Source organism: Ruegeria sp. CDSC052, assembly GCF_059610685.1.
Window position 1 is genome coordinate 34256 of record NZ_JBXWOB010000010.1, and the last position, 21778, is coordinate 56033.

The window sequence follows — 21778 nt, forward strand, 5'->3', positions numbered from 1 at the left end:
GGCCTGACGCGTGGATGACGGCCGCATAGCGGCTTGAAGGATGACGTGGCCTTAGTTCGAGTGGGCGCCCATGTCTTTTCGTTCCAGATCAACCGGCACGTCGATCTCAACCTCACCGGCTTTTTCAAAAACCAGCGTTACAGGCACAGTTGCACCATGTTCAAACGGAGCAACCAATCCCATGAACATCACGTGATCGCCCCCGCGCTTGAGCGCATGCGCACCACCGGCTGGGATGACGAATCCCTCTTCGACATGGGTCATCTGCGCCACGCCGTTGGCATCGATCAGATGCGTGTGCAGCTCAACCCGTGCAGCCGCCTCCGATTCCGCACGAACAAGACGGTCATCCGCCTCGCCCGTGTTCTGAATCACCATAAAGGCCGCGCCCGCTTTCGCCGTTTTGCCGGCGGAGCGCGCATAGGCATCTTCTAGTGTGATGGTTTCCTGCGCCATTGCAGTGGTGGCAAATGCGGCCGCAGCCAGGGTTGCCAAAAGTTTGGAAGTGAGGGACATTGCGCCTCTCCTATGTCAAGTGTCTGAAAAAGTTAAATTTAATCAGGCTCTTGCAGGTGGCGCGCGGGCGGGCTGAAACGGAACGGGCGCTGCTATTAGGCTCCTGTCGCCGCGCTCTAAAAATGGCCCGGCATAACTTGGTGCATCGGGCAGCACATGTGAAACGACAGCAATAGCACCCAGCAACGTCAGCGCATAGTCGGGGCAGAAATGCGGGGGCTTTGCCGGTTGCCCCTCGGCATCCATATAGATCACAACAGGACCAACACCAGTACACAGCACCATCTGCCCGACTGCGGTATCAACGCCACGCGACGCAGCCACCCCTTGACCGGTCAGAATGACCAGCAGCGACAGGGCAAATGATAGAAATCTGTTCCGAAAGTGTTTCATCCTGCCTTCGGTATACGCCCGAGACAAAAAGGGCTTCAAGCACAATCGAATGCGCCAGAAGCCCTCGGGTCATTTTGGTCAGTACGAGGTCAGTTGTCCAATCCAGGACGTTTGACAGACCCTTTGGTCAGGCTGGTATGCAACCTGTTCACCTGACGCTGCATCCGCACACATGTCCCAAACGTCTTGCCAAAAAAGGCCGCCAACAGGGAGAGGGAATCAAAGGATTTGAAAGACATGAGATCGAACTCCGCCAATAGAATATGAACAAACATATTCAAACATCAGAACACTGTATGTGAACAAGATCACGCTCTGACGGCGAAATCGTCTAAACTCAATCAGACAAAAGAAAAGACCCTGCACCGTTCGGGTACAGGGTCGAAATCTTTGATGAAAAAGAACGTTTAGACCGCAGCTTGAGCCTTGGCGATTTCTTTTTTCACTTTCATTGCGTTGGTGGACAGCTCGTCATCCTTGGCTTTGGCCAGGAACGCATCCAGACCACCACGGTGGTCAACTGAACGCAGGGCAGCGGCCGAGATACGCAGCTTGACGCCACGACCCAGGGTTTCCGACTGCAGGGTTACGTCGTTCAGGTTGGGCAGAAAACGACGACGAGTTCTGTTTTTGGCGTGGCTGACATTGTTGCCAGTCATCGGGCCTTTTCCGGTCAGTTCGCAACGGCGCGACATGGTTTCTTCCTTTGTATCTGCGGGCTGGGTACAGGACCCGTGGCCAAATCACAAGGGGCGCAACCCGAAGTCGCGCCCGAAAACTGGTTGGATGCGTTTAGTGGGAATCACAGGAAGGGTCAAGACGGGCCGTGCGAAATCTTTGCACCCATCTTAAACTCTATAAGACCTAGGCGCCATTGCGTTGAAGCAAGGGTTTGTTGTTCTTCAAATGCCGCTGGATCAGGTGGGACTGTTGGCGTCCACATGGTATGAACCGGGCCGGGTTTTCACCATGATTTTCGATCAGTTCCGGAAAGATTTCGAAAATTTCTTGCCGCGCCTCCGATCCGAGGGATTTCAGGGCCTCGACTCCGGTGAACAGGCTTTCGGTTGGGGCATCTTCGGCAAAGATGACATGATGGCGATCAAATAGCAGGTGAAAATACTCAACCGATTGCACGGCCTCATCGATATAGATTCCCGGCAGTGCGGTCAGTTTGATCGCCGGAATCAGAACTTCGGTGGTGCCGAACATGCGTTCCGCGATTCTGGACTGCACCAGCATCCTGTGCTGGCGTGAGACCAGAAGATTGCGATGCGGCAAACCCTCGCCCAGCGCACCTGCAAGGATTCGTACCGGCAAGAGCCTGGGATTTACCAGCAAGGCGGCGCGGTCAAACTGTCGACGACCGATCCAGCGTATAGGCTGAGGGTCGCACCCCATGGTCGGGACCATGTCCCCGATCCGCAGCGCTTGGATTGCTTTCATGCCGTCCTGCGTCAGGATGTGCGTGTCACGGGTAAAACAAGGAACGCCACTTCCGTTCTCAAAGGCAGAATATGTGACCGTGATACCGGATGGTAGGGTGAATGTCCCGCTGGACAGGGTATAGCCTACGCCATCTACGACGTTAATGACGCCAAAATTGGTATCGGTGATGACGGTACCCACAGGCAAGTTCAACGTGTCGGTCCCGCCACCACCCCGCAAATCGCCACTAACGCTGGTGCTGGTGAAATTCAGGGTATCGTTGCCGCTCCCCAGCCGGATGTTTCCAACACTCGAGCCACTGATATCGACAGTGTCGTCATCCGACCCGCTGGCAATCCTGCCACCAATGGTGCTGCTGGTGACGGTGATCGTGTCGGAGCCGGCATTGCCGATGACATTCCCGGTAATCGTGCTGTTATTGATGTCGACGTCGTCGTCGCCACCCAGGCCGCGGATATTATCAATCGGAGTTCCAGCCGGTGAACCGTTCAGGGTCCCCGTGTCATTGTTAACGTCGATATCGTCGTTGCCGTTGGTCCCAGTAATATCGGGCATAGCTGACGGTTCCCGCATATCCGGCCTGGCGACAGATGCGCGGCCTTAACCTGAGTTTGCATCAAGTTTGGGTCAACTTGCAACCTATGGGCGATAACCCACCGATCCGAAATCAGAAAGAGAATGAGATCAAAGGCTTGAATAAGGACTTAGCCAGCGACTAAAGCAGACAACATATGTTCCGCCGCAACCGACGGACTGAGCTGACCAGTGCTGACCTGCGAGCCCAGACGCTCCATTTCCGAGCGCGCTTGTGGAGTCGCCAGACGCGCCAGAAGGGCAGACCGAACCTCTTGTTCGAACCAATATTGTGCTTGCGTGGCGCGGTTGACCTCCCAGTGGCCATTTTCACGGCGCCATTTGCTGAGGGACTGCATCTCCTCCCAGGCTTGAGCCAGCCCATGTTCCTCGACCGCTGAGACAGTCATCGCCTTGGGAAACCCTTCCGGGTCCTGGGGTCGTTTACGCAACAGACGCAGCGCCCCGGAATAGTCGGCGCAGGTGCGAGTGGCGGCAGATTTCAGGTCACCATCCGCCTTGTTGACCAAGATCATGTCGGCCATTTCCATGATACCGCGCTTGACGCCTTGCAGTTCGTCACCGCCCGCCGGGGCAAGCAACAGCATAAACAGATCCGACAACTCGGAGACAACCGTCTCCGATTGCCCGACACCAACCGTTTCGATCAAAACAACATCGAACCCTGCGGCCTCACATAAAGCGATGGCCTCACGTGTGCGGCGGGCAACACCGCCCAGGTGCGACTGGCTGGGTGATGGACGGATAAAGGCGTTTTTCTCGCGGCTCAGGCGTTCCATCCGGGTCTTGTCCCCCAGAATGGACCCGCCCGACCGAGTCGAGCTGGGATCAACCGCAAGAACCGCAACGCGCAGCCCCTGCCCTGTCAGCATCATGCCAAAGCTCTCGATGAACGTGGACTTGCCGACGCCGGGCGTCCCTGACAATCCGATCCGCAGGGCCTGGCGGCCCTCTTTGGTCAATCTGGTCAGCAGTTCCGTCGCCTGCGCACGATGATCGGCGCGACCGCTTTCCACCAGCGTGATACCACGGGCCAGCGCGCGCCGGTCTCCGTTCAAAATCCTGTCACTCAGGCTGTCCAGTTCCATTTCGCCCCCAATCAGTTGCGGCAGTTCTAGTTGCCGTTCCAATGAGGGGTTTGTCCAGACCAGAGCGCACAAGAATTTACCTCTGGGATATGCGCTCTCCGGGCATAAGAGACGGAACTGGACCTTGTCGTACCGTTGGCGGATAAAGCCCGCATGATACGCCTGCCCATCGACAACGCCATTCCTGACCTTCTTGCCGCCCTAAAGGCTTCGGGCCGCGCAGTGCTGCAGGCACCTCCGGGCGCGGGGAAAACAACACGAGTGCCGCTGGCGATATTCGAGGCGGGGCTATGCGATGGCAAGATCGTGATGCTGGAACCCCGCCGCTTGGCGGCCCGGGCTGCTGCTGAGCGCATGGCCGATACGCTGGGACAGCGCGTGGGCGACACAGTTGGTTATCGCGTGCGGGGCGAGGCGAAGGTATCGAAATCGACCCGGATCGAGGTCGTCACCGAAGGTATCCTGACCCGGATGCTGCAAGTCAAACCCGATCTGCCCGGCATTAGTGCGGTGATTTTCGATGAATTCCATGAACGGTCCCTGAACGCGGATCTCGGCCTGGCCTTGTGCCTTGAGGTCGCCGGGGCATTGCGGGACGATCTGATCCTGCTGGCAATGTCGGCAACGCTGGACGCTGAACCCGTGGGGCGGTTGATGGAGGCCCCCGTTGTGACGTCGCAAGGGCGCGGCTATCCGGTCGAAACACGTTGGCTGGACCGACCGCTAGGACAACAGGCGCGAAAGCTGGACGCATTGGTCGATCTTGTGGTTCAGGCCGAACGCGAAACAGAAGGTGGGATGTTGGTGTTCCTGCCCGGAGAAGGCGAAATCCGCCGGGCAGAGGCCGCCTTGGCTGGCCGGCTATCCAGCAAAGCTACGGTGCGACCACTATTCGGCGCGATGCCTTTTGCTGCCCAGCGCCAAGCGATTGCACCGGTCGAAACCGGTCGCAAAGTGGTTTTGGCTACGTCCATTGCCGAGACCTCGTTGACCATTCCAGACATTCGCGTGGTCTTGGACATGGGACAGGCTCGGCGGGCGCGTTTCGATCCGGGTTCGGGTATGTCCAGACTAGTGACCGAGCGGGTGACGCGCGCCGAGGCAACGCAGCGCGCTGGCCGCGCTGGTCGTGTCGCCGAAGGCAAGTGCTATCGCTTATGGTCGAAGGGCGAAGAAGGCGCGCTGGCCGCCTATCCCCCGGCCGAGATCGAGGCAACCGACCTGACCGGGCTGGCGCTGGAACTGGCATTTTGGGGGGCGGGCCCCGAAGAACTGTCTTTCCTGACCCCTCCACCCGAGGGCACGATGACAGAGGCACGCACGTTGCTGATGATGCTGGGCGCGCTGGATGGGAAGGGACGGATCACCGACCACGGGCGGTCACTAGCGGCGCTACCTCTGCACCCGCGATTGGGACATATGCTGGAACAGGTCGGCCCCGCCGCCGCACCTTTGGCCGCTCTCATGGCCGAACGCGATCCCTTACGGGGTGCTCCGGTGGATATGTTGCTTAGGCTCGAAGCCATGCGAGATATGCGCGCCTTTCAACGCAACCGTGTCTGGCAGGTCAACATTGGTGCGTTAGAACGGATAAAAACCGAGACCAAGCGGCTGCAAACCAAAGGCAACCTGTCCGACTTCAGCCCAGCGGCAACAGCTGCACTCGCCTATCCCGATCGCATTGGACAACGGCGCAAAGGGGATGAGCCGCGTTATGTGTTGTCAGGAGGGAAGGGTGTTGTGCTGGATGGCAGCGATACGCTGGCTGCCGCGCCTTATCTGGTTGTGACCGATACCGATGGCAATCCCCGTGAAGCAAAGGTGCGCATGGCCGCACAAATCTCGGAAAAGGAAATTCGCGACCTGTTCAAGGATCAGATCACCTGGACCGAGGTCTGCGACTGGTCAAAACGCGACCGCCGTGTCGTTGCGCGCAAACAAGAACGGCTAGGCGCAATCACGCTGAGTGATCGTGTTTGGAAAGAGGTTCCTGACGAAGCAGTTGCATTGGCGATGCTGGATGGCGCCCGTGATCTTGGCCTGCGACTGAACGGGGCCGCTGCGCGATTGGCGGCACGGGTGGAACTGGTCCGGACCGAAGGCGCAGAGCTGCCTGATTTCTCGATCGAGGGGTTGACCGACACGCTGCAAGAATGGCTGTTGCCGATGCTTTCCGGCGTCCGCAATGCTGAAGACTGGAAACGGTTCGACCTGTTGCCAGCGTTGCGCGCCCGACTGGACTGGGCCCAGACGCAGGAACTGGACCGGCGCGCTCCAGGGTCGTTTGAAACTCCTCTCGGGCGAAAGGTGCCGATAGACTATGGCGGTGCAGTACCGGAAATCTCGGTGCGGTTGCAGGAACTGTTTGGCGTCACGCACCATCCGGTCATCGGCGGTGAGGCCCTTAAGATCACGCTTCTTTCCCCGGCCCAACGACCCATCCAGATCACGCGCGACCTGCCCGGTTTCTGGGCTGGATCATACGCGGATGTGCGCAAAGACATGCGCGCGCAATATCCCAGACACCCTTGGCCCGAAGATCCGACCATGGCCGACCCCACCTTGCGCGCAAAACGTCGTAATTAGGCGGCCGTCGGGAATTTTCGTCGAAAATTCTTGGCATGAAGATGCGGAAAGCATGGTGATTCCGGGCGTTCATTGAAGATTATCTGTTTCATTGCTATGTGGGCTGCTCAGGTAAAACCCGGGTTCGCGAACGACAAACATGACAAAATGGCTGCGAAATATTTGGGAAGAGGTCGCCCGGCCTCTGTTCCTGCGCCCCCATCGGGTGCAGTTTGGCGCCTTGTGCACCCGCGAAACACAGGACGGGCTGCAGGTTCTTTTGATCACCAGCCGGGACACCGGACGCTGGATCATCCCCAAAGGTTGGCCGATTGATGGCCTGGATGGCGCCGAGGCTGCCCGGCAAGAGGCCTGGGAAGAAGCCGGCGTGCGCGCCCAATCCCTATCCAAAGACCCAGTTGGGCAATATACTTATGACAAGATCCTGAAAGACGGGGCCAGCCAGACTGTGGTGACCAATGTCTATCGGATCGAAGTGCAGGAACTGGCCGATATCTACCCCGAGGCCGAGGAAAGGACCCGCGAGTGGGTTTCGCCCGTGATAGCGGCCGGACGTGTTCAGGAGCCCGAACTGCGCGCTTTGCTGCTGCAGCTGTGACACCTCCACAAAAAGTGATGACGCCACGGTTGCTCGTCTGAGCGAAACCGTATAGCCGCGGGTGTTCTTTTGGAAACCGCCCGCAATAGCCTGATGTCGAACCCAAGCTCCAAACCCCGTTGGCAATCGCTGGACAGCGATCTGGCGCGCATCTCGCGCGTTGAGTATGCCAATGCCCATGTGGCACGCCCCATGCTGGCGCCGGGTATCGCCTTCGCCTTTATTGCGCTGGCCGGGCTGACGGCCGCAGTGGTTTTTGGGCGGGCTGATGGCGGGTTGATCGTTGTCGCGGCAGCGGGTTTTGGGGCCTATATGGCCATCAATATCGGCGCAAATGACGTTGCCAATAACATGGGCCCCGCTGTCGGGGCCAACGCGCTGACCATGACCGGCGCAATCGTCATCGCCGCCATCGCAGAAAGCGCGGGGGCCTTGCTGGCAGGTGGGGATGTAGTGTCGACGATTTCGAAAGGGATTATAGACCCGGCATCGGTTCACGACAGCACCGTCTTTATCTGGGCGATGATGGCGGCTCTGATTTCTTCAGCCATGTGGGTCAACTTGGCCACCTGGGTCGGCGCGCCTGTTTCGACCACACATTCGGTGGTAGGGGGCGTCATGGGGGCGGGCATCGCGGCAGCTGGCCTAAGCGCGGTCAGTTGGACCACGATGAGCGCCATTGCCGCCAGTTGGATCATCTCTCCTGTGTTAGGTGGAATTATTGCCGCTGGCTTTCTGGCTTTGATCAATGCCAAAATTCAGTATCAAGACGACAAGATCGCCGCTGCCCGCCGTTGGGTGCCGATACTCGTTGCTGTCATGGCTGGTGCCTTTACCACCTATTTGGCCGTCAAAGGCCTGAACAAGCTTGTCAAAGTTGAGCTTGAAGTCGCTTTGCTGTTCGGTCTGGCCACAGGATTTCTGACATGGCTGGTGACAGTCCCTTGGGTGCATCGCAGATCAGAAGGACTTGAAAACAGAACGAAGTCTCTGAAAACGCTGTTTGGGCTACCACTTATTATCTCAGCAACATTTCTTAGCTTTGCCCACGGCGCCAATGACGTGGCAAATGCGGTTGGTCCGTTGGCGGCAATCGTGCATACGGCGCAATTCGGGGATTTCGCTGCACAAGTCGCAATTCCAACCTGGGTTATGGTGATCGGAGCGCTGGGAATTTCCTTTGGGCTGTTCCTGTTTGGCCCAAAATTGATCAGGATGGTCGGCAGTCAGATCACCAAGCTCAACCCAATGCGCGCATTCTGTGTCGCCCTTTCTGCGGCGATCACTGTGATCCTGGCCAGTTGGCTGGGCCTGCCCGTCAGTTCCACCCATATCGCAGTGGGAGCGGTCTTCGGAGTGGGCTTCTATCGCGAATGGCATGCCGAGCGGCGCAGAAAGAACGCGAACCACCAACGCCTGCCCGAACGGCGCCAGGCACAGGAAGAGAAAAAACGCCGGAAACTCGTCCGTCGCTCGCATTTCATGACGATCGTGGCTGCCTGGATCATAACGGTCCCCGCTACCGCAGTGTTATCAGCCGCTATCTTCTGGACACTGACGGCTTTTCTCTAACCCATCAGCTTCGGATTTGCTCGGGAGTAAGCGGGGATTTTGGGTTCTGTGCAATCTTTTCGCGAACCTGCGCGCAGATTGGGGTCGCAATGCCTTGCTGCTCGCCCAAACGGATGATCTCGCCTTGCAGACTGTCGATTTCCGTTGGGCGCCCTGCCATCAGGTCATAGGCCATAGAGGTGCGCGCCGAAGGGTCAATGATCAGCATCCGGGATGCGACCCGCGAAAACAAAGGCGTAGGCAGACGCAGGATATACGGTGTCATCCATGCAGGCAGCGGCGTCATTGACACAATCGGTTGTCCTGCGGATCGCAACACGGTCAGAGCCTCGGACATCTGATCTGCCATCAGTTGGCGCCAGTTGCGGTCCAGCAACTGCTGTTTCAACGACAACCCGGACAGCGCATTCAGCGCGTTATTGAGATTGATCACCAGCTTGCCCCATTGGACGGCTTCGATCTGGTCACTCTCTGACACCGGTAGGTCGGGACCAGTCAGCTTTGCGCCCAAATCGCCGAGGCCGGATTGGATAACGATTTCACCAGAAGTCGCGCGATGAAATCCGCCAGTATCTGTCGGGACGACGTTGAAGGGCACCATACCGGCGCGGACATCGTGGTGCGGAAGCATCGTACGTAAGGTGCCTGCGTTTTCCAGTCCATTTTGCCAGGAGAGGATCACAGCGTCTGGAGCGTGTTTCCCGATATCCTTCGCCATCTCTTCCGTCGCGCCGGTCTTTACCGTGACAATGACTATTTCAGCATCACTCAGTTCCGCCGGATCTTCGGTCAGGGACAGGTTGGTCACATGACACCGCAGGCCTGAAAAATCTGTGACCATCAGCCCCTTATCCCGGATCGGGTCGAGGATTCGTGCCCGCCCCAACAGGGTGACATCGTGACCGGATCGGGCCAGCAAAGCCCCGCAGTAACATCCAATGCTGCCCGCCCCCGCGATTGCGATCCTCATGACGCCCCTCCCCTTCGGTCAAAGATTGCCGCGATCCGCCTGTCAGACAAGGCCAACTGACGCGAGGTCAGCGCGCGCGCCTCGGACGGGTGCGTTCAAGGTCTTCTGAAATCGGGATGAAGTCTTGATCGTCCCCCGGAGGCAGTTGAAAAGCCCCTTTGGCCCAGTCCGCCGTTTTCCATTCGCGGGTGGCTGCTTCTATCTTTTCCTTTGAGGACGACACGAAGTTCCACCAGATATAACGATCCTCGTTCAACGTCGCACCTCCAAGCAACATTAGCCGCGCACCCTGCGGCCCTGCCTGAACGGAAAGGCGATCCCTTGGCCGAAACACCATCATACGACCTTGGGTGAACTGATCGCCGGCGATCTCAACCGTTCCTTCCGTCACATAAACACCGCGGTCTTCTTGATCATCAGGCAAAGGAAAAGAGGCCCCGGGGGCAAGCTGCACGTCCAGATAGAAGGTTTCAGACAGTGTCGTGACCGGGCTGCTTTCACCATAAGCCGAGCCAAGGATGAGACGAGCGCTGATCCCAGCATCCTGAATATGGGGCAGCGCAGATTGTTTATGATGTTCGAAGTCCGGTGCAATATCTTCCTGTTCCTCTGGCAGCGCGATCCAGGTCTGAATGCCAAAAAGACTGTGTCTTTTGCTGCGCGTTTCCTTGCTGGTGCGTTCAGAATGGGTCACGCCACGTCCTGCAATCATCCAGTTGACCTCACCGGGATAGATCATCTGATGGGTGCCCAAGCTATCACGATGCTCAAATTCCCCTTTATACAGGTAGGTGACCGTGCCCAACCCGATATGAGGGTGTGGCCGAACGTCTATACCGCCTTCTGTGATGAATTCTGCAGGACCGACCTGGTCAAAGAAAATGAACGGGCCAACAAGCTGTCGTTTGACCGAGGGTAGCGCGCGGCGCACCTCGAACCCACCCAGATCACGTGCACGAGGAATGATCAGTGCCTCTAAAGACGGGTTCTCAGTCAAACGATCGGGGTTGTGAGACGGGTTCCAGCTCATTCCAGTTTCTCCCTTTTTCGGCAGGCAACGGTTCGCCCCTGCAAGATGCAGGCCGCTGCACCTGAAAGAAACCTCAAAAATTGCACAACTCCGGTGGATTTTTGTCCGTTATGACATATCATTAATGTTATTACATAACAATTCTAACAGAAGTTCCACCTGAGAAAAGAACCATCCAAACAGCTCGCTATCCGATCACCTGTTTGACGGGGAATGCAGGGCATTTTTGCTGCCCTGCAAAGGAATGTTGCTTGCGGCCAAAGAATGTGTCAGTCGCCGTGCTTCAGATAGACAAATTGCCAAACACAATCACGCCAGGCGTTTGGCATAAGACGCACGGTTCAGTTCGACCTCTTGCACCGTGATGCTGCCAACCTCGGGCATGGCAACAGTCAGAACATCCAAAACGGTAGCGTTCAGTTCAGCTCGCGTGGCCTCATCCCGGCCCTGCATCAATAAAAGCGTCGCATGGACAAAGGTCTGCGGTTCGGTCCCGATCCGAAAATAGGTGACCGGATTGGCACGGATCTTAAGGGCCGGTGCATCAAACTCAGCATGTTCAGAAAGCACCGCAAACAACTTCTCGCAGACCGCATGGAAATCATGTTTCTCTTCAAGGCCCTGAGAGAATTCGAGGACTAAATGGGGCATTGTGCACTCCGGAAATCATGAGAGAGCACGCGGCTCTCTCTTGCCATTTTCATGTGTTCAGACACCCAGACACCAACGCATAACGGCCTTCTGGGCGTGCAGTCGGTTTTCGGCCTCGTCAAAAATGACCGAGTTCGGCCCATCCATGACATCGGATGTCGCTTCTTCTTCGCGGTGCGCAGGAAGGCAATGCATGAACAGCGCATCGGGTTTGGCATGGGCCATCAATTCGGCGTTTACCTGATAAGGACGCAGCAGGTTATGGCGCCGTTCTTTCGCGGATTGAGAGTCGTGCATCGAAACCCAGGTATCGGCGACAACTAGATCGGCCCCATCTACAGCCTTGTAGGGGTCCCGTTCCACAACAATCTTGGACCCTTTTTGACGGGCAAAACCCATGAAATCCTCTTCGGGGTCGAATTGCGCCGGGCCCGTAAAAGTCAGATCAAACCCGAACTGGCCCGCCGCGTGAAGGAACGAGGCACACACATTGTTTCCATCGCCAGTCCAAACGACTTTCTTCCCAGCGATCGGGCCTCGGTGCTCTTCGAACGTCAGAACATCGGCCATGATTTGGCAAGGATGGGTGCGATCGGTCAGGCCGTTGATCACCGGCACGTCCGAGTATTCCGCCATTTCGGTTAGGATGGTTTCGTCAAATGTCCGGATCATGATCATATCGACATAGCGCGACAGCACGCGGGCGGTGTCAGCGATGGTTTCGCCGTGGCCCAACTGCATGTCCTTGCCCGAAAGGACCATCGTCTGACCACCCATCTGGCGCACGCCCACATCAAAGGACACGCGCGTCCGGGTTGACGGTTTTTCAAAGATCAGGGCGACCATGCGGTCTTTGAGTGCCAATTCGTCATCCGGTGCCGCCTTTGGCTGCCCCAGACGCGCCTGCTTCATGGCAGCAGCCTGGTCGATCATGCCCCGCAAAGCGGCGGCATTGGTTTTGTGAATGTCGAGGAAGTGCTTCATGTCGTTTCGCTTTTCTAATCGGGTGGGCTCAGGCAGACGCCAGATTGCTATCGACCTGCGCGGCCGTTTTCTCCAGACGAATAACCGCCTGTGCAATGTCGTCCTCTGTCAGGGTCAAAGGCGGCAATAGGCGGATCACATTGTCAGCGGCGGGAACGGTGATGAGGCCGTTATCATATCCCGCATTCACCACGTCCAAGTTGGTCGCCTTGCATTTCAGACCCAGCATGAGCCCTGCGCCGCGCACCTCTTCGAACACGTCCGGATGATTTGCAATCAATCCTTCGAGCTTCTGGCGCAACATGCCCGCCTTGCGATTGACCCCGTCCAGAAAGGCGGGGGTTGCAACCTGGTCGATCACCGCGCAGCCCACCGCGCAACCGAGAGGGTTTCCGCCATAGGTCGACCCGTGCGTACCTGCCGTCATGCCGCTGGCCGCGTCTTCGGTGGCCAGCACCGCACCCAGAGGGAACCCTCCACCGATGCCCTTGGCGACCATCATGATGTCAGGCGTGATGCCCGCCCATTCATGGGCAAAAAGTTTACCGGTACGCCCAACGCCGCATTGGACCTCGTCGAGGATCAGCAACAGGCCATTGTCGTTGCAGATCTGACGCAGCGCTTTGAGCTCGGCATCAGGGACGGGGCGAATACCGCCCTCGCCCTGAATGGGTTCGATCAAGATCGCCGCGGTCTTGTCCGAGATCGCATTGGTGACGCCGTCAAGATCACCAAATGTCAGGTGTACAAAGCCGGGCAGCAGCGGGCCAAAGCCTTTGGTCATTTTCTCGGACCCCGCAGCGGCGATACCTGCCGAAGACCGACCGTGAAACGAACCGTCAAAGGTGATGATGTCGACCCGTTCGGGCTGATCTTTATCGTAGAAATATTTGCGTGCCATTTTCACAGCCAGCTCGCAGGCTTCCGTGCCTGAATTGGTAAAGAACACCGTGTCGGCAAAGGTATGTTCAACCAGCTTATCAGCCAGCGCCTGCTGCTGAGGGATGTTATAAAGGTTCGACACATGCCACAGCGCGTGGGCCTGTTCCGTCAGCGCGTTCACCAGCGCCGGATGCGCATGGCCCAGTGCATTCACAGCAATCCCCGCGCCCATATCCAGAAAACGTCGGCCATCCGCCTCGGTCAGCCAAGCGCCTTCGCCCTTCACAAAGGTCAGGGGCGCACGATTATAGGTCGGCAGAACGGACGGGATCATCGGATCATCCTTTTCGATATGTTGAGCCCCGTGAGTGATACACGAGGGCCATGTTCGTCAACTGATTTGGTGGGAGATGCGCCGATTTGGGCAGCGCAAAAGGATCAAACGGGCCGGTTACGCGGCAAAGCGTCGGCGTCGAAGTCGCAGGATATCAGCGTGTTTGATCATGGATGCCGTATAGCGCCGAAGATTTGCGATGAAAAGGGCTTTGTTGCTGCAACGCTGCAACCCCCGTATCAGCCTTCGCTCCAGCGGTCTAATCGACCCATACCGCGCGTAAAAGCCCAGGCCAGAATGCGGGGCATGCCCTTGTTCACCAGCGCATCCAGACAATGGGACTGAAATTCCTCGAACGAGGCATCGGGATGTCGAAACGCACCGTCAGCGTAACAGAGTGAACAATACCGTGTGCTGCGGGTTCCGTCCGCTTCGCTGCCTCCCCCTTCGGTATCCTTGCTAAGAGGCATGCCGCAGCTTTGACATTTGGATCCCATCATCTTTCCCCTTGCAGGCTTTGACCACGGGCCATAAGATCAAAACCATAGAGTATAGTCAATGGTTTTACAGATGCGTATCGGAGAACTGTCCCGCCGAAGCGGGCTGCCCCGCGACACATTGCGGTTTTACGAACGGCACGGATTGATTGCCTCGCGCCCCGGGCCAGAAGCGACAAACAGCTATCGCGACTACCCGGATGACACGCTGATCACGCTGGAACAGATCGGCGATGCTCAGGCGGCGGGGATCAGTATCGCCCAACTTGCAACTCTGCTGGGGCAACTTGGTGCGGCTGATCCCGAAACCTTTGACGGCGTAGCATTTCTTCAGGAACGGATCGAAGAGGTTGAGGCGCGGATCGGGCGCGCAAATCGTTTTCTGGACAGCTTGCGACAGGCCAAACAGGCTCTTGCAACACCGTCGGGACAACCCTGACCGTTTTACCCCTTGCCTTTCGTCCACCCGTACATCACCGCTTACGCATGTTCGTTCCCAAAGCGCATAACCCGCCCCTTGCGGCACTGTTGATTTTTGTCGCCAGTGCATTCCTTGCGGCAACCACCCTGCTGGCCAAAGCTTTGGGGACAGATACGCTAGGTGCTCCTTTGCACCCAATGCAGATCAGCCACGGGCGGTTTCTATTCGCCTTCCTGGTCATCGTTTCGGCAGTGGGCATCATGCGCCCTACCCTGCGGCGGCCCCATTGGGGGCTGCATATCGGTAGGACAAGCTTTGGCTGGCTGGGAATCACGCTGATGTTTGCATCGGTCGCGTTCATACCGATGGCGGATGCGACGGCGATTTCGTTCTTGAACCCGGTCTTTGCGATGGTTCTGGCCATTCCCTTGCTGAAAGAAGGCGTCGGCCCCTGGCGCTGGCTGGCGGCGGCGGTGGCCCTGATCGGGGCTATGGTTCTGCTGCGCCCGACACCTGCGAGCTTCCAACCTGCGGCGTTACTGGCGCTGGCGGCGGCGGTCGTCATCGGGATGGAGCTGATCTTTATCAAAAAGCTGTCAGGGCGAGAGAGCCCGATCCAAATTCTATTGGTGAACAACGCTATGGGCCTGACTATCGCGTCGGTCGCGGTGAGTTTCGTGTTTCAGATGCCCAGCCCGGCGCAATGGGCGGCCCTTGCGGGGATCGGCGCATTGATGGCTTGCGCACAGGCCTGTTTCGTTAACGGCATGGCGCGGGCAGATGCGTCTTTCGTAGCGCCGATAAGCTATGCGACACTGCTGTTCGCTGCGCTATATGATTTTGCGATATTCGATGTGGTCCCCGACGCGGTCAGCCTGATTGGATCTGCCATCATCTTGGCCGGAGGGCTGATTCTTGTGTGGCGCGAGGCGCGGCACCGTCAGGCCTTGAGCCGATAGCCCGTTCGCAGCATCTGCCAGGTCAGTGCACCGACCACCAGTGTTGCAGCCGTGCAGATCAACATCCCAAGGTAGGGCGAGCTGTCCGAAACCCCAATCATACCATAGCGCAGCCCGTCGATCAGATAGAAAACCGGGTTGGCGTGGCTTAGCCGGTACAAAACCGGCGGCAATGCCTCGACCGAGTAAAAGGTTCCAGAAAGAAACGCCAAAGGCGTGACGATGAAGTTGGTAATCGCAGCCATCTGGTCGAACTTATTGGCGAATATCCCGGCAAAAAGGCCCAGCGCGCCCATAAAGGCCCCTCCCAGCACTACAAAGATCATGGCGATCAGTGGGTTCTGCGGGACAATACCCAGCACCAGCGCCAGCGCGGTTGCAACGACAACAGCGATCAGAAAGCCACGGGCAATGCCGCCCGCAAGGTATCCCAGCAGAATCTCTAACGGCGAAAGCGGCGGCATAAGGGTATCGACGATGTTGCCCTGTACTTTCGAGATCACCATCGAGGACGAAGTATTGGCAAACGCATTCTGGATCACCGTCATCATCATGATGCCCGGCGCCAGGAAGGTCAAAAATGGCACGCCCATCACATCAGACCGGCTGGGCCCGATAGCGATGTTGAAGATCAGCAGAAACAGCCCCGCAGTCACCAGCGGTGCCAAAAGTGTCTGCGTCCACACCGCCATAAACCGCAAAGTTTCCCGCCGGGCCAGCGTATAGAGACCCATCCAGTTCACCGCACCAAAGCGGCGTGCCTCCTGATCCATGAGATTCTGCATGATCTGCCCTCTACCTGATTCGAAGACCGCTTGTAACTCGGACCGCAGTGTTTAAAATAGGGGGCTGAGACGAATTCCCAAGGCGGCCCGAATCCGGGGCCGCTTTCCGCTTTTGAAAGGCAAATGATGTCCTGGACTGACGAGCGTGTAGAGCTGCTTAAAAAGATGTGGGGCGAGGGCCAGTCGGCCAGCCAGATCGCCAAGGAACTGGGCGGTGTGACCCGCAATGCGGTTATCGGCAAAGTCCACCGGCTGGGCCTGTCGAATCGCGCAACCGGCGCGACCCCCGCCAAGGCTGAGCCAAAGGAAAAACCAGCGCCCGCGCCCAAGGCCGAGGCCAAGCCCAAACCCACGCCCAAGACGGAACCGGCACGTCCAGCCGCAGCGCCGGCAGCCGAGGCCAAGCCCGCTGTTCCGGCCCGCCGTCAGATCATCCCGGCCGGTCAACCGCTGCCGCCGCAACCTTCAGCGAACGAGATCAGCCCCGAGGCGCTGGCCAAGGTCAACGAGGTTGAGAAGAAAGCCAAAAAGCTGACGCTGATGGAACTGACCGAGAAGACCTGCAAATGGCCCGTCGGCGACCCCGCGACCGAGGATTTCTGGTTTTGCGGTCTGCCCGTTGAGGCAGGCAAACCTTATTGCGAAGCGCATGTGGGTGTGGCGTTCCAGCCTATGAGCTCACGTCGCGACCGGCGGCGGTAAGGCTTTGACGACGGCAGGCACCTAGCAACAGAACGCGGTGCCCGCAGCAGGCCGGAATGTAGGCAATACACCTGTTTTGGCTCTGCGTCATCTAAGAGCGATCACACTGGAATCGAAGAAGAGTCGTAATCTGCCAAAAGCGGCCGCCGGTTCCGTGCATGCCGAGCGATCAATCGCTTTTGCCGCCCCCCCTCTGGGATTTTGTAGTTGGTCTTTTGCATCGGGGTTTCGACAAGATCGGGGAACAGCGTAAAAAGCTCTTCCATGGCTGCTGCCGGTAGAGATTTCAGTGCTTCATCGCCAAGCAAAAGGCTCTCGGTCGGGGCGCCATCTGCAAAAATTACCTCATGTTCAGAAAACACCAGGTGGAAATAAGTAACTTCTGTAATTCTGTCGTCGACGTATATCCCCGGAAGCTCGACCAACTTTATAGCTGAGACCAGAACCTCGGGGCACTCAAACATGCGCTTAACGATCGCCGAGGATATCAGCATCCGGTGCTGACGGGACACGAGCAGGTTGCGTCTGGGCAGGCCCTGCCCTAGCGCGCCAGTGCAAATGCGTACTGGGTAAAGCTTGGGATTGCGGCGCAAATCCCGCGCGCTGACATGTCGCCGAATGAGTTGTGACAAAGGCTGTGTGCAACCATGATCCGTCAAGACACGATCACCTTGCTTCAAACTCTCGATCAGGACAGGGCCCTGATCGGTCGCAATCAACGTTCCTGCCGTCAGGCACGGTATGGTGCCCGGTGTCGGAGTGGTGTTCAGAGTATAGGTTCCACCATTGTCGGTGGAAATAAGTGAATCTCCCGCCCCGGCCTCGCCGATAACCGTCGAGCTCATCCCATTGGCGGGGCCAGCTGTCGCCGTTATCGGGCCGGGGCTGGGGGGATCGCTGAAAGAGCTGAACTGATAAACCGTTGACACGTCGGATAAAGAGATACCATTGGTTTTACCGAGCCCGGTAAAGGTGGCGGAACTGGCTGAGTCAATTACATAGACGTCCCGGCCTGCGACTGTCGTCGGGGTTATCCCATCAAGCGTGTTAGTGCTGCGGATAGATCCGTCAGAGTTGTAGATCGTAACAACAAGCCCAGAAACATCCGCACCCGCGTCAACAGCGACCTCGATAAAGTCCTGTGGTGGACCTCCTAGGTACTTGAGTTCGGAAAAATATGGGTCTGCCATATGTCAATTCGCCTTTGTGTTCGGCGTGAGTATGATGATCCGATACTTGTTTCAATATATGAGTATTAGGGTCTCACTAACCAGTAAATGTTCCCAGTGATTTTTGTTCGCAGCTGGAACCGAATTACTGCGCTGGATGCGATGGCAAATCCAGCATTGGCACCCAACCGGGCAGTTCGTTTGGCGAAACCGAGACATGCAACCGCTCGGATCGGTCGCGGCCTACTTTGCGGTGCTTGCGCAGTAGGAAAATCTTACCCCAACCGCGCCATGTGCCGACCGAACGCGCATGAGGGTCGATCACAAAGCGGTCTCTCCATCCCTCCGGCAATGGCAGGCCGTGCAGCTCTGCCTTATCCAGCATCCAAACCAGCGAGATGTTGCTAAGAGGGCGGGCTTCTTCAAACCCGTTCAACTGGCCACCCACATCGCCATGGGTGCCTCGGAACCAGACTTGCTCGATATGGCCTTTAAAATCGGGAGTACATTTCCACAGGACCGGCTCGAATACCTCGCGCGTTTCATCCAGCGCCATCGCGTGGTAGCCGTGGCGCGTAGCGGGACCAAGCTGATGGTTGTGGAAGGCGTGGCGATCCTCGGCCCAACGCCAAAGCAGCGGTAGACGCAAGCCCAGCGCTTTTACTGTATCCCACACGCCGATCATTTCGATTGCAACATCTTCATGGCAGAACTGCCGGCGAAACGCAGCAGCAGCGCTACCATTGGCATTGCATTCATAGTGGCGGTAGGCCTGTTTGATATTCCTTACGGTCGCATGCTCGGCCTTGAGCAGGCCAATCATATCGATCACACCCGCAAGGCTGCGCACACCGTAGGCCCCACGTGAGTAGCCGATGAAATAGATACGGTCGCCGGGCTTATACCGCGAGGCCAGATAGCCATAGGCCCGGCGTATCTGGCGATTGATCCCCCGCCCCATCATCACATCCAACGAGGACTTCCAGCTTTCCCATTGCACGCCGGCCTCATAGAAGACGGATACCTTGCTTCCCATCTCGCAGCACAGCCGCAGCGCCTGCCCCGCATGAGTTTCATATCCGGGCTCAAGCGTCGACATGGTGCCGTCTAGAATGATGACATGGCTGACAGGTTCACGATGGCGCGTTTCGGCCGAATGCTCGGATCGCAGCGGCCGTCCAAGCCACCCCAGTACCTTTCTACTCAGCCGCGACAGTTGCATCGTTCAGCAGTTCCCATACTTTGTGCGGCGTAAAAGGCATATCGGCCTGCCGCACCCCGTGATCCCAGAGCGCATCTTGAACCGCATTTGCCACTGCAGCCAGCGCGCCCACGGTGCCGGCCTCTCCGCATCCTTTCATTCCCAACGGGTTAGAGGTTGACTGTACCGGCGCCGAGGTAAACTTAATCATGGGTATCTCGGCTGCGCGGGGCAAGGCGTAATCCATCAACGATGCCGTGAGCAGTTGCCCCTGCGCATCATGGACAACATGTTCGGACAGCGCCTGACCGATGCCTTGTGCGACACCACCATGAACTTGCCCCTCGGCCAGCATCGGATTGATAAGATTACCGAAATCATCGACCACAGTATAGCGGTCTACCCATGTTTCGCCGGTACAAGGGTCAATCACGATTTCGACAACATGTGCCCCGTTGGGATAGCTACGGTCGTCCAGCGTGATGCTTGCCTGATGCTGCAACAAATCAACGCGCCCGTCGGCACGGGCCATATCCGCGGCCTCGGTCAAAGTGGGCGTCAGGTTTGATCCCGGCGCGCGGAAGGTTTCAAAATCAAAGCGCACGTCGCTTTCCTCCACCCCCATCTTATCTGCGAGATAGGGCGTGAATGCGGCAACCATGACGTCGATCGTGGCAAGCGTCGCTGTACTTTGCACCGTAACTGATCGCGATCCCCCGGTTCCCCCACCATTCGGAAGCTGGTCGCTGTCACCTTGAACTACGGTGATGCAATCCAGGGGAACCCCGGTTTGGTCAGACAGGAACTGAGCATAGACCGTTTCGTGCCCCTGCCCGTTGGATTGGGTTCCGACAAAAAGTTTCAAGGTGCCATCCTCAACGAACTCGATCTTTGCGTTCTCGGAAGGGTCGCCCAAAATACTTTCGATATAGTAACAAATCCCCTGCCCCCGGAACAAACCGCGTTCAGCATCGGCGATCTTGCGGGCGGCAAATCCGCTGGACTGTATTTGGCTTTGGGACAGAACCATGTCGAAATCGCCGACATCATACGTTTCGCCGGTCGCGGTCTTGTAAGGAAAGGCCTCGGGCCGGATGAAGTTCTTGCGCCTCAGATCCCAGGGATCGACGCCCAGCTCTCGGGCCGCGCGGTCGATGGCGCGTTCAAGGACATATATCGCCTCGGGTCGACCTGCGCCGCGATAAGCGTCAACCTGCGTTGTATTGGTAAAGAACCCCTCGACCCGCAGATAGGTGGTTTGTACATCATAGGCGCCCATCAACACTTTGCTGAAAAGATTGGTTTGTATCGCCTGGCCGAAATGGCTGTTATAGGCCCCGAGATTTACCTTGCTGTGCACTCGATAGGCGGTGATCCGGTGATCGCTGTCAAATGCCAGCTCGGCCAGCGAAGACAGGTCGCGGCCATGGTGATCGGACAACATTGCCTCGGAACGGTCAGACATCCAGTGAACAGGCTGGCCCAACTTCATCGCAGCTACGGCCACACAGAAATATTCGGGATAGGGCATGACCTTCATGCCGAACCCGCCACCGACATCCGGGGTCGTGACGCGGATATCTTCGGGGTTGAGTCGCAACTTTTGCGCCAGCTGACCACGCATGGCCCAAACCCCCTGCCCGCCATAGGAAAAGTGCAACCGCCCATCAACCCAATGCGCCTGACAGCCCCGCGGTTCAATCGACGTGATGATCACTCGATTGTCTTCCACATTCAGTGCAACGGTATGAGCCGCCTGCTGAAACGCAGCAATAGTTGCCGCCTCATCGCCCAGCGCCCAGTCAAATGCCCGATTATCCGGAGTTTCCGCGTGCAGCGTTTCTCCGCCCGCACAAACGTCCAGTTTTACGGGCAAGTCTGAGGTTTCGACCCAGATCAGCTCGGCCGCATCGCGGGCCTGTAAGGCGGTGTCGGCAATGACTACAGCGACGGGTTCTCCGACAAACCGTATGCGATCCGCGGCCAGCATATGCCGGTCCGGCGCAGCGGCTTTCGAACCGTCTCGGTTATTCAGGATGGCCGCATTCATACACGTGTCGATCCCGGCGGCCTTCAGGTCGTCCAGCGTCATGATGAGCCGCACCCCTTCGGCCGCGCGCGCGTCATCCAGATCCAGCGCCCCAATCACCCCATGCGCCACCTGGGATCGCACGAATACCGCATGCAAAGCCCCGTGCGGCAGGACATCGTCCATATATTGCCCCTGCCCGGTCAGAAACCGCTGGTCCTCGGTCCGTTTGACGGGCTGGCTTTTGCCAAACTTTTCCACCGCGCGCTCCTGTCTCTGCCTCTAGGCGACATTAGGCTGCGATGCATCATTGTCCATAGCCCCGGCGCTTGGCCCTTTCCCTTTTGCTATCCTTTCGATATTGCAAG

Annotated in this window: 21 protein-coding genes; 6 read left to right on the forward strand and 15 right to left on the reverse strand. The window is 57.6% G+C overall.

Annotated elements, in window-relative coordinates; all coding sequences use genetic code 11:
* Window positions 1–51: 51 nt before the first annotated feature.
* From AC2FIM_RS15200 to meaB, 5 genes are all read right to left on the reverse strand, one after another.
* Window positions 52–516 (reverse strand): copper chaperone PCu(A)C, encoded by a 465-nt coding sequence (locus AC2FIM_RS15200; RefSeq protein WP_142638090.1) that lies wholly within the window; start codon window positions 514–516, stop codon window positions 52–54.
* Window positions 517–558: 42 nt separating this feature from the next.
* Entirely contained in the window at window positions 559–909 is a 351-nt protein-coding gene (locus tag AC2FIM_RS15205) for a hypothetical protein (protein ID WP_142638088.1), read from the reverse strand.
* Window positions 910–1316: 407 nt separating this feature from the next.
* Entirely contained in the window at window positions 1317–1604 is a 288-nt protein-coding gene (rpmB, locus tag AC2FIM_RS15210; RefSeq protein ID WP_496732145.1) for a 50S ribosomal protein L28, read from the reverse strand.
* Window positions 1605–1773: 169 nt separating this feature from the next.
* Complete coding sequence (locus AC2FIM_RS15215) at window positions 1774–2913, reverse strand: Hint domain-containing protein (protein ID WP_271950405.1); 1140 nt, start codon at window positions 2911–2913, stop codon at window positions 1774–1776.
* Between the two features lie 149 nt (window positions 2914–3062).
* Window positions 3063–4040, reverse strand: coding sequence for a methylmalonyl Co-A mutase-associated GTPase MeaB (gene meaB, locus AC2FIM_RS15220; RefSeq protein ID WP_142638208.1), 978 nt, complete (start codon window positions 4038–4040; stop codon window positions 3063–3065).
* Between the two features lie 153 nt (window positions 4041–4193).
* Here meaB and hrpB point away from each other — a divergent pair, with 153 nt between their 5' ends.
* From hrpB to AC2FIM_RS15235, 3 genes are all read left to right on the forward strand, one after another.
* Window positions 4194–6626: an ATP-dependent helicase HrpB gene (hrpB, locus tag AC2FIM_RS15225; RefSeq protein WP_496708229.1), complete on the forward strand. Its 2433-nt coding sequence runs from the start codon at window positions 4194–4196 to the stop codon at window positions 6624–6626.
* A gap of 139 nt (window positions 6627–6765) precedes the next feature.
* Complete coding sequence (locus tag AC2FIM_RS15230; protein ID WP_282027762.1) at window positions 6766–7224, forward strand: NUDIX hydrolase; 459 nt, start codon at window positions 6766–6768, stop codon at window positions 7222–7224.
* A gap of 93 nt (window positions 7225–7317) precedes the next feature.
* Complete coding sequence (locus AC2FIM_RS15235) at window positions 7318–8796, forward strand: inorganic phosphate transporter (RefSeq protein WP_142638078.1); 1479 nt, start codon at window positions 7318–7320, stop codon at window positions 8794–8796.
* A gap of 4 nt (window positions 8797–8800) precedes the next feature.
* Here the strand turns inward: AC2FIM_RS15235 and AC2FIM_RS15240 are convergent, their stop codons facing one another.
* The 6 genes from AC2FIM_RS15240 to AC2FIM_RS15265 form a co-directional block, all read right to left on the reverse strand.
* Window positions 8801–9766, reverse strand: a complete 966-nt coding sequence (locus AC2FIM_RS15240; protein ID WP_496678334.1) for a 2-dehydropantoate 2-reductase — start codon at window positions 9764–9766, stop codon at window positions 8801–8803.
* Between the two features lie 67 nt (window positions 9767–9833).
* Window positions 9834–10796 (reverse strand): pirin family protein, encoded by a 963-nt coding sequence (locus AC2FIM_RS15245; protein ID WP_142638074.1) that lies wholly within the window; start codon window positions 10794–10796, stop codon window positions 9834–9836.
* A 309-nt stretch (window positions 10797–11105) separates the two neighbouring features.
* Window positions 11106–11447: a 5-carboxymethyl-2-hydroxymuconate Delta-isomerase gene (locus AC2FIM_RS15250; RefSeq protein WP_142638071.1), complete on the reverse strand. Its 342-nt coding sequence runs from the start codon at window positions 11445–11447 to the stop codon at window positions 11106–11108.
* Window positions 11448–11504: 57 nt separating this feature from the next.
* Complete coding sequence (gene argF, locus AC2FIM_RS15255) at window positions 11505–12431, reverse strand: ornithine carbamoyltransferase (protein ID WP_271950442.1); 927 nt, start codon at window positions 12429–12431, stop codon at window positions 11505–11507.
* Between the two features lie 28 nt (window positions 12432–12459).
* Entirely contained in the window at window positions 12460–13647 is a 1188-nt protein-coding gene (locus tag AC2FIM_RS15260; RefSeq protein ID WP_142638068.1) for an aspartate aminotransferase family protein, read from the reverse strand.
* Between the two features lie 239 nt (window positions 13648–13886).
* Window positions 13887–14144, reverse strand: coding sequence for a zinc ribbon domain-containing protein (locus AC2FIM_RS15265; RefSeq protein WP_142638066.1), 258 nt, complete (start codon window positions 14142–14144; stop codon window positions 13887–13889).
* Between the two features lie 61 nt (window positions 14145–14205).
* On the opposite strand from AC2FIM_RS15265, the gene AC2FIM_RS15270 reads away from it, so the two are divergent.
* Complete coding sequence (locus AC2FIM_RS15270; protein ID WP_246097248.1) at window positions 14206–14583, forward strand: MerR family transcriptional regulator; 378 nt, start codon at window positions 14206–14208, stop codon at window positions 14581–14583.
* 47 nt (window positions 14584–14630) lie between these two features.
* Window positions 14631–15524 (forward strand): DMT family transporter, encoded by an 894-nt coding sequence (locus AC2FIM_RS15275; RefSeq protein WP_142638064.1) that lies wholly within the window; start codon window positions 14631–14633, stop codon window positions 15522–15524.
* On the opposite strand, the gene AC2FIM_RS15280 is transcribed toward AC2FIM_RS15275, so the two are convergent.
* Entirely contained in the window at window positions 15506–16309 is an 804-nt protein-coding gene (locus AC2FIM_RS15280) for an ABC transporter permease (protein WP_142638062.1), read from the reverse strand. The genes AC2FIM_RS15275 and AC2FIM_RS15280 overlap by 19 nt on opposite strands.
* A 126-nt stretch (window positions 16310–16435) precedes the next feature.
* On the opposite strand from AC2FIM_RS15280, the gene AC2FIM_RS15285 reads away from it, so the two are divergent.
* Window positions 16436–17011: a GcrA family cell cycle regulator gene (locus AC2FIM_RS15285; RefSeq protein WP_142638060.1), complete on the forward strand. Its 576-nt coding sequence runs from the start codon at window positions 16436–16438 to the stop codon at window positions 17009–17011.
* A 101-nt stretch (window positions 17012–17112) separates the two neighbouring features.
* Here AC2FIM_RS15285 and AC2FIM_RS15290 read toward each other — a convergent pair whose 3' ends face one another.
* The 3 genes from AC2FIM_RS15290 to AC2FIM_RS15300 all read right to left on the reverse strand — a co-directional run bounded on the left by AC2FIM_RS15290 (window position 17113) and on the right by AC2FIM_RS15300 (window position 21671).
* The gene (locus AC2FIM_RS15290; protein WP_271950448.1) at window positions 17113–18201 is read right to left on the reverse strand and encodes a Hint domain-containing protein; all 1089 of its coding nucleotides are present in this window, start codon (window positions 18199–18201) and stop codon (window positions 17113–17115) included.
* Between the two features lie 124 nt (window positions 18202–18325).
* Window positions 18326–19402: a T6SS phospholipase effector Tle1-like catalytic domain-containing protein gene (locus tag AC2FIM_RS15295; protein ID WP_142638056.1), complete on the reverse strand. Its 1077-nt coding sequence runs from the start codon at window positions 19400–19402 to the stop codon at window positions 18326–18328.
* The gene (locus tag AC2FIM_RS15300) at window positions 19380–21671 is read right to left on the reverse strand and encodes a xanthine dehydrogenase family protein molybdopterin-binding subunit (protein ID WP_496678325.1); all 2292 of its coding nucleotides are present in this window, start codon (window positions 21669–21671) and stop codon (window positions 19380–19382) included. Before AC2FIM_RS15300 ends, AC2FIM_RS15295 begins: the two co-directional genes overlap by 23 nt.
* Window positions 21672–21778 lie beyond the last annotated feature (107 nt).

Bases quoted from the DNA above. Each gene is read 5' to 3' on its own strand.
- AC2FIM_RS15295 (WP_142638056.1), bottom strand. From the start codon at position 19,402: ATGCAACTGTCGCGGCTGAGTAGAAAGGTACTGGGGTGGCTTGGACGG.
- AC2FIM_RS15240 (WP_496678334.1), bottom strand. From the start codon at position 9,766: ATGAGGATCGCAATCGCGGGGGCGGGCAGCATTGGATGTTACTGCGGG.
- argF (WP_271950442.1), bottom strand. From the start codon at position 12,431: ATGAAGCACTTCCTCGACATTCACAAAACCAATGCCGCCGCTTTGCGG.
- AC2FIM_RS15230 (WP_282027762.1), top strand. From the start codon at position 6,766: ATGACAAAATGGCTGCGAAATATTTGGGAAGAGGTCGCCCGGCCTCTG.
- AC2FIM_RS15265 (WP_142638066.1), bottom strand. From the start codon at position 14,144: ATGGGATCCAAATGTCAAAGCTGCGGCATGCCTCTTAGCAAGGATACC.
- AC2FIM_RS15235 (WP_142638078.1), top strand. From the start codon at position 7,318: ATGTCGAACCCAAGCTCCAAACCCCGTTGGCAATCGCTGGACAGCGAT.
- AC2FIM_RS15250 (WP_142638071.1), bottom strand. From the start codon at position 11,447: ATGCCCCATTTAGTCCTCGAATTCTCTCAGGGCCTTGAAGAGAAACAT.
- rpmB (WP_496732145.1), bottom strand. From the start codon at position 1,604: ATGTCGCGCCGTTGCGAACTGACCGGAAAAGGCCCGATGACTGGCAAC.
- AC2FIM_RS15260 (WP_142638068.1), bottom strand. From the start codon at position 13,647: ATGATCCCGTCCGTTCTGCCGACCTATAATCGTGCGCCCCTGACCTTT.
- meaB (WP_142638208.1), bottom strand. From the start codon at position 4,040: ATGGAACTGGACAGCCTGAGTGACAGGATTTTGAACGGAGACCGGCGC.
- AC2FIM_RS15200 (WP_142638090.1), bottom strand. From the start codon at position 516: ATGTCCCTCACTTCCAAACTTTTGGCAACCCTGGCTGCGGCCGCATTT.
- AC2FIM_RS15285 (WP_142638060.1), top strand. From the start codon at position 16,436: ATGTCCTGGACTGACGAGCGTGTAGAGCTGCTTAAAAAGATGTGGGGC.
- AC2FIM_RS15280 (WP_142638062.1), bottom strand. From the start codon at position 16,309: ATGCAGAATCTCATGGATCAGGAGGCACGCCGCTTTGGTGCGGTGAAC.
- AC2FIM_RS15270 (WP_246097248.1), top strand. From the start codon at position 14,206: ATGGTTTTACAGATGCGTATCGGAGAACTGTCCCGCCGAAGCGGGCTG.
- AC2FIM_RS15290 (WP_271950448.1), bottom strand. From the start codon at position 18,201: ATGGCAGACCCATATTTTTCCGAACTCAAGTACCTAGGAGGTCCACCA.
- AC2FIM_RS15275 (WP_142638064.1), top strand. From the start codon at position 14,631: ATGTTCGTTCCCAAAGCGCATAACCCGCCCCTTGCGGCACTGTTGATT.
- AC2FIM_RS15245 (WP_142638074.1), bottom strand. From the start codon at position 10,796: ATGAGCTGGAACCCGTCTCACAACCCCGATCGTTTGACTGAGAACCCG.
- AC2FIM_RS15205 (WP_142638088.1), bottom strand. From the start codon at position 909: ATGAAACACTTTCGGAACAGATTTCTATCATTTGCCCTGTCGCTGCTG.
- hrpB (WP_496708229.1), top strand. From the start codon at position 4,194: ATGATACGCCTGCCCATCGACAACGCCATTCCTGACCTTCTTGCCGCC.
- AC2FIM_RS15215 (WP_271950405.1), bottom strand. From the start codon at position 2,913: ATGCCCGATATTACTGGGACCAACGGCAACGACGATATCGACGTTAAC.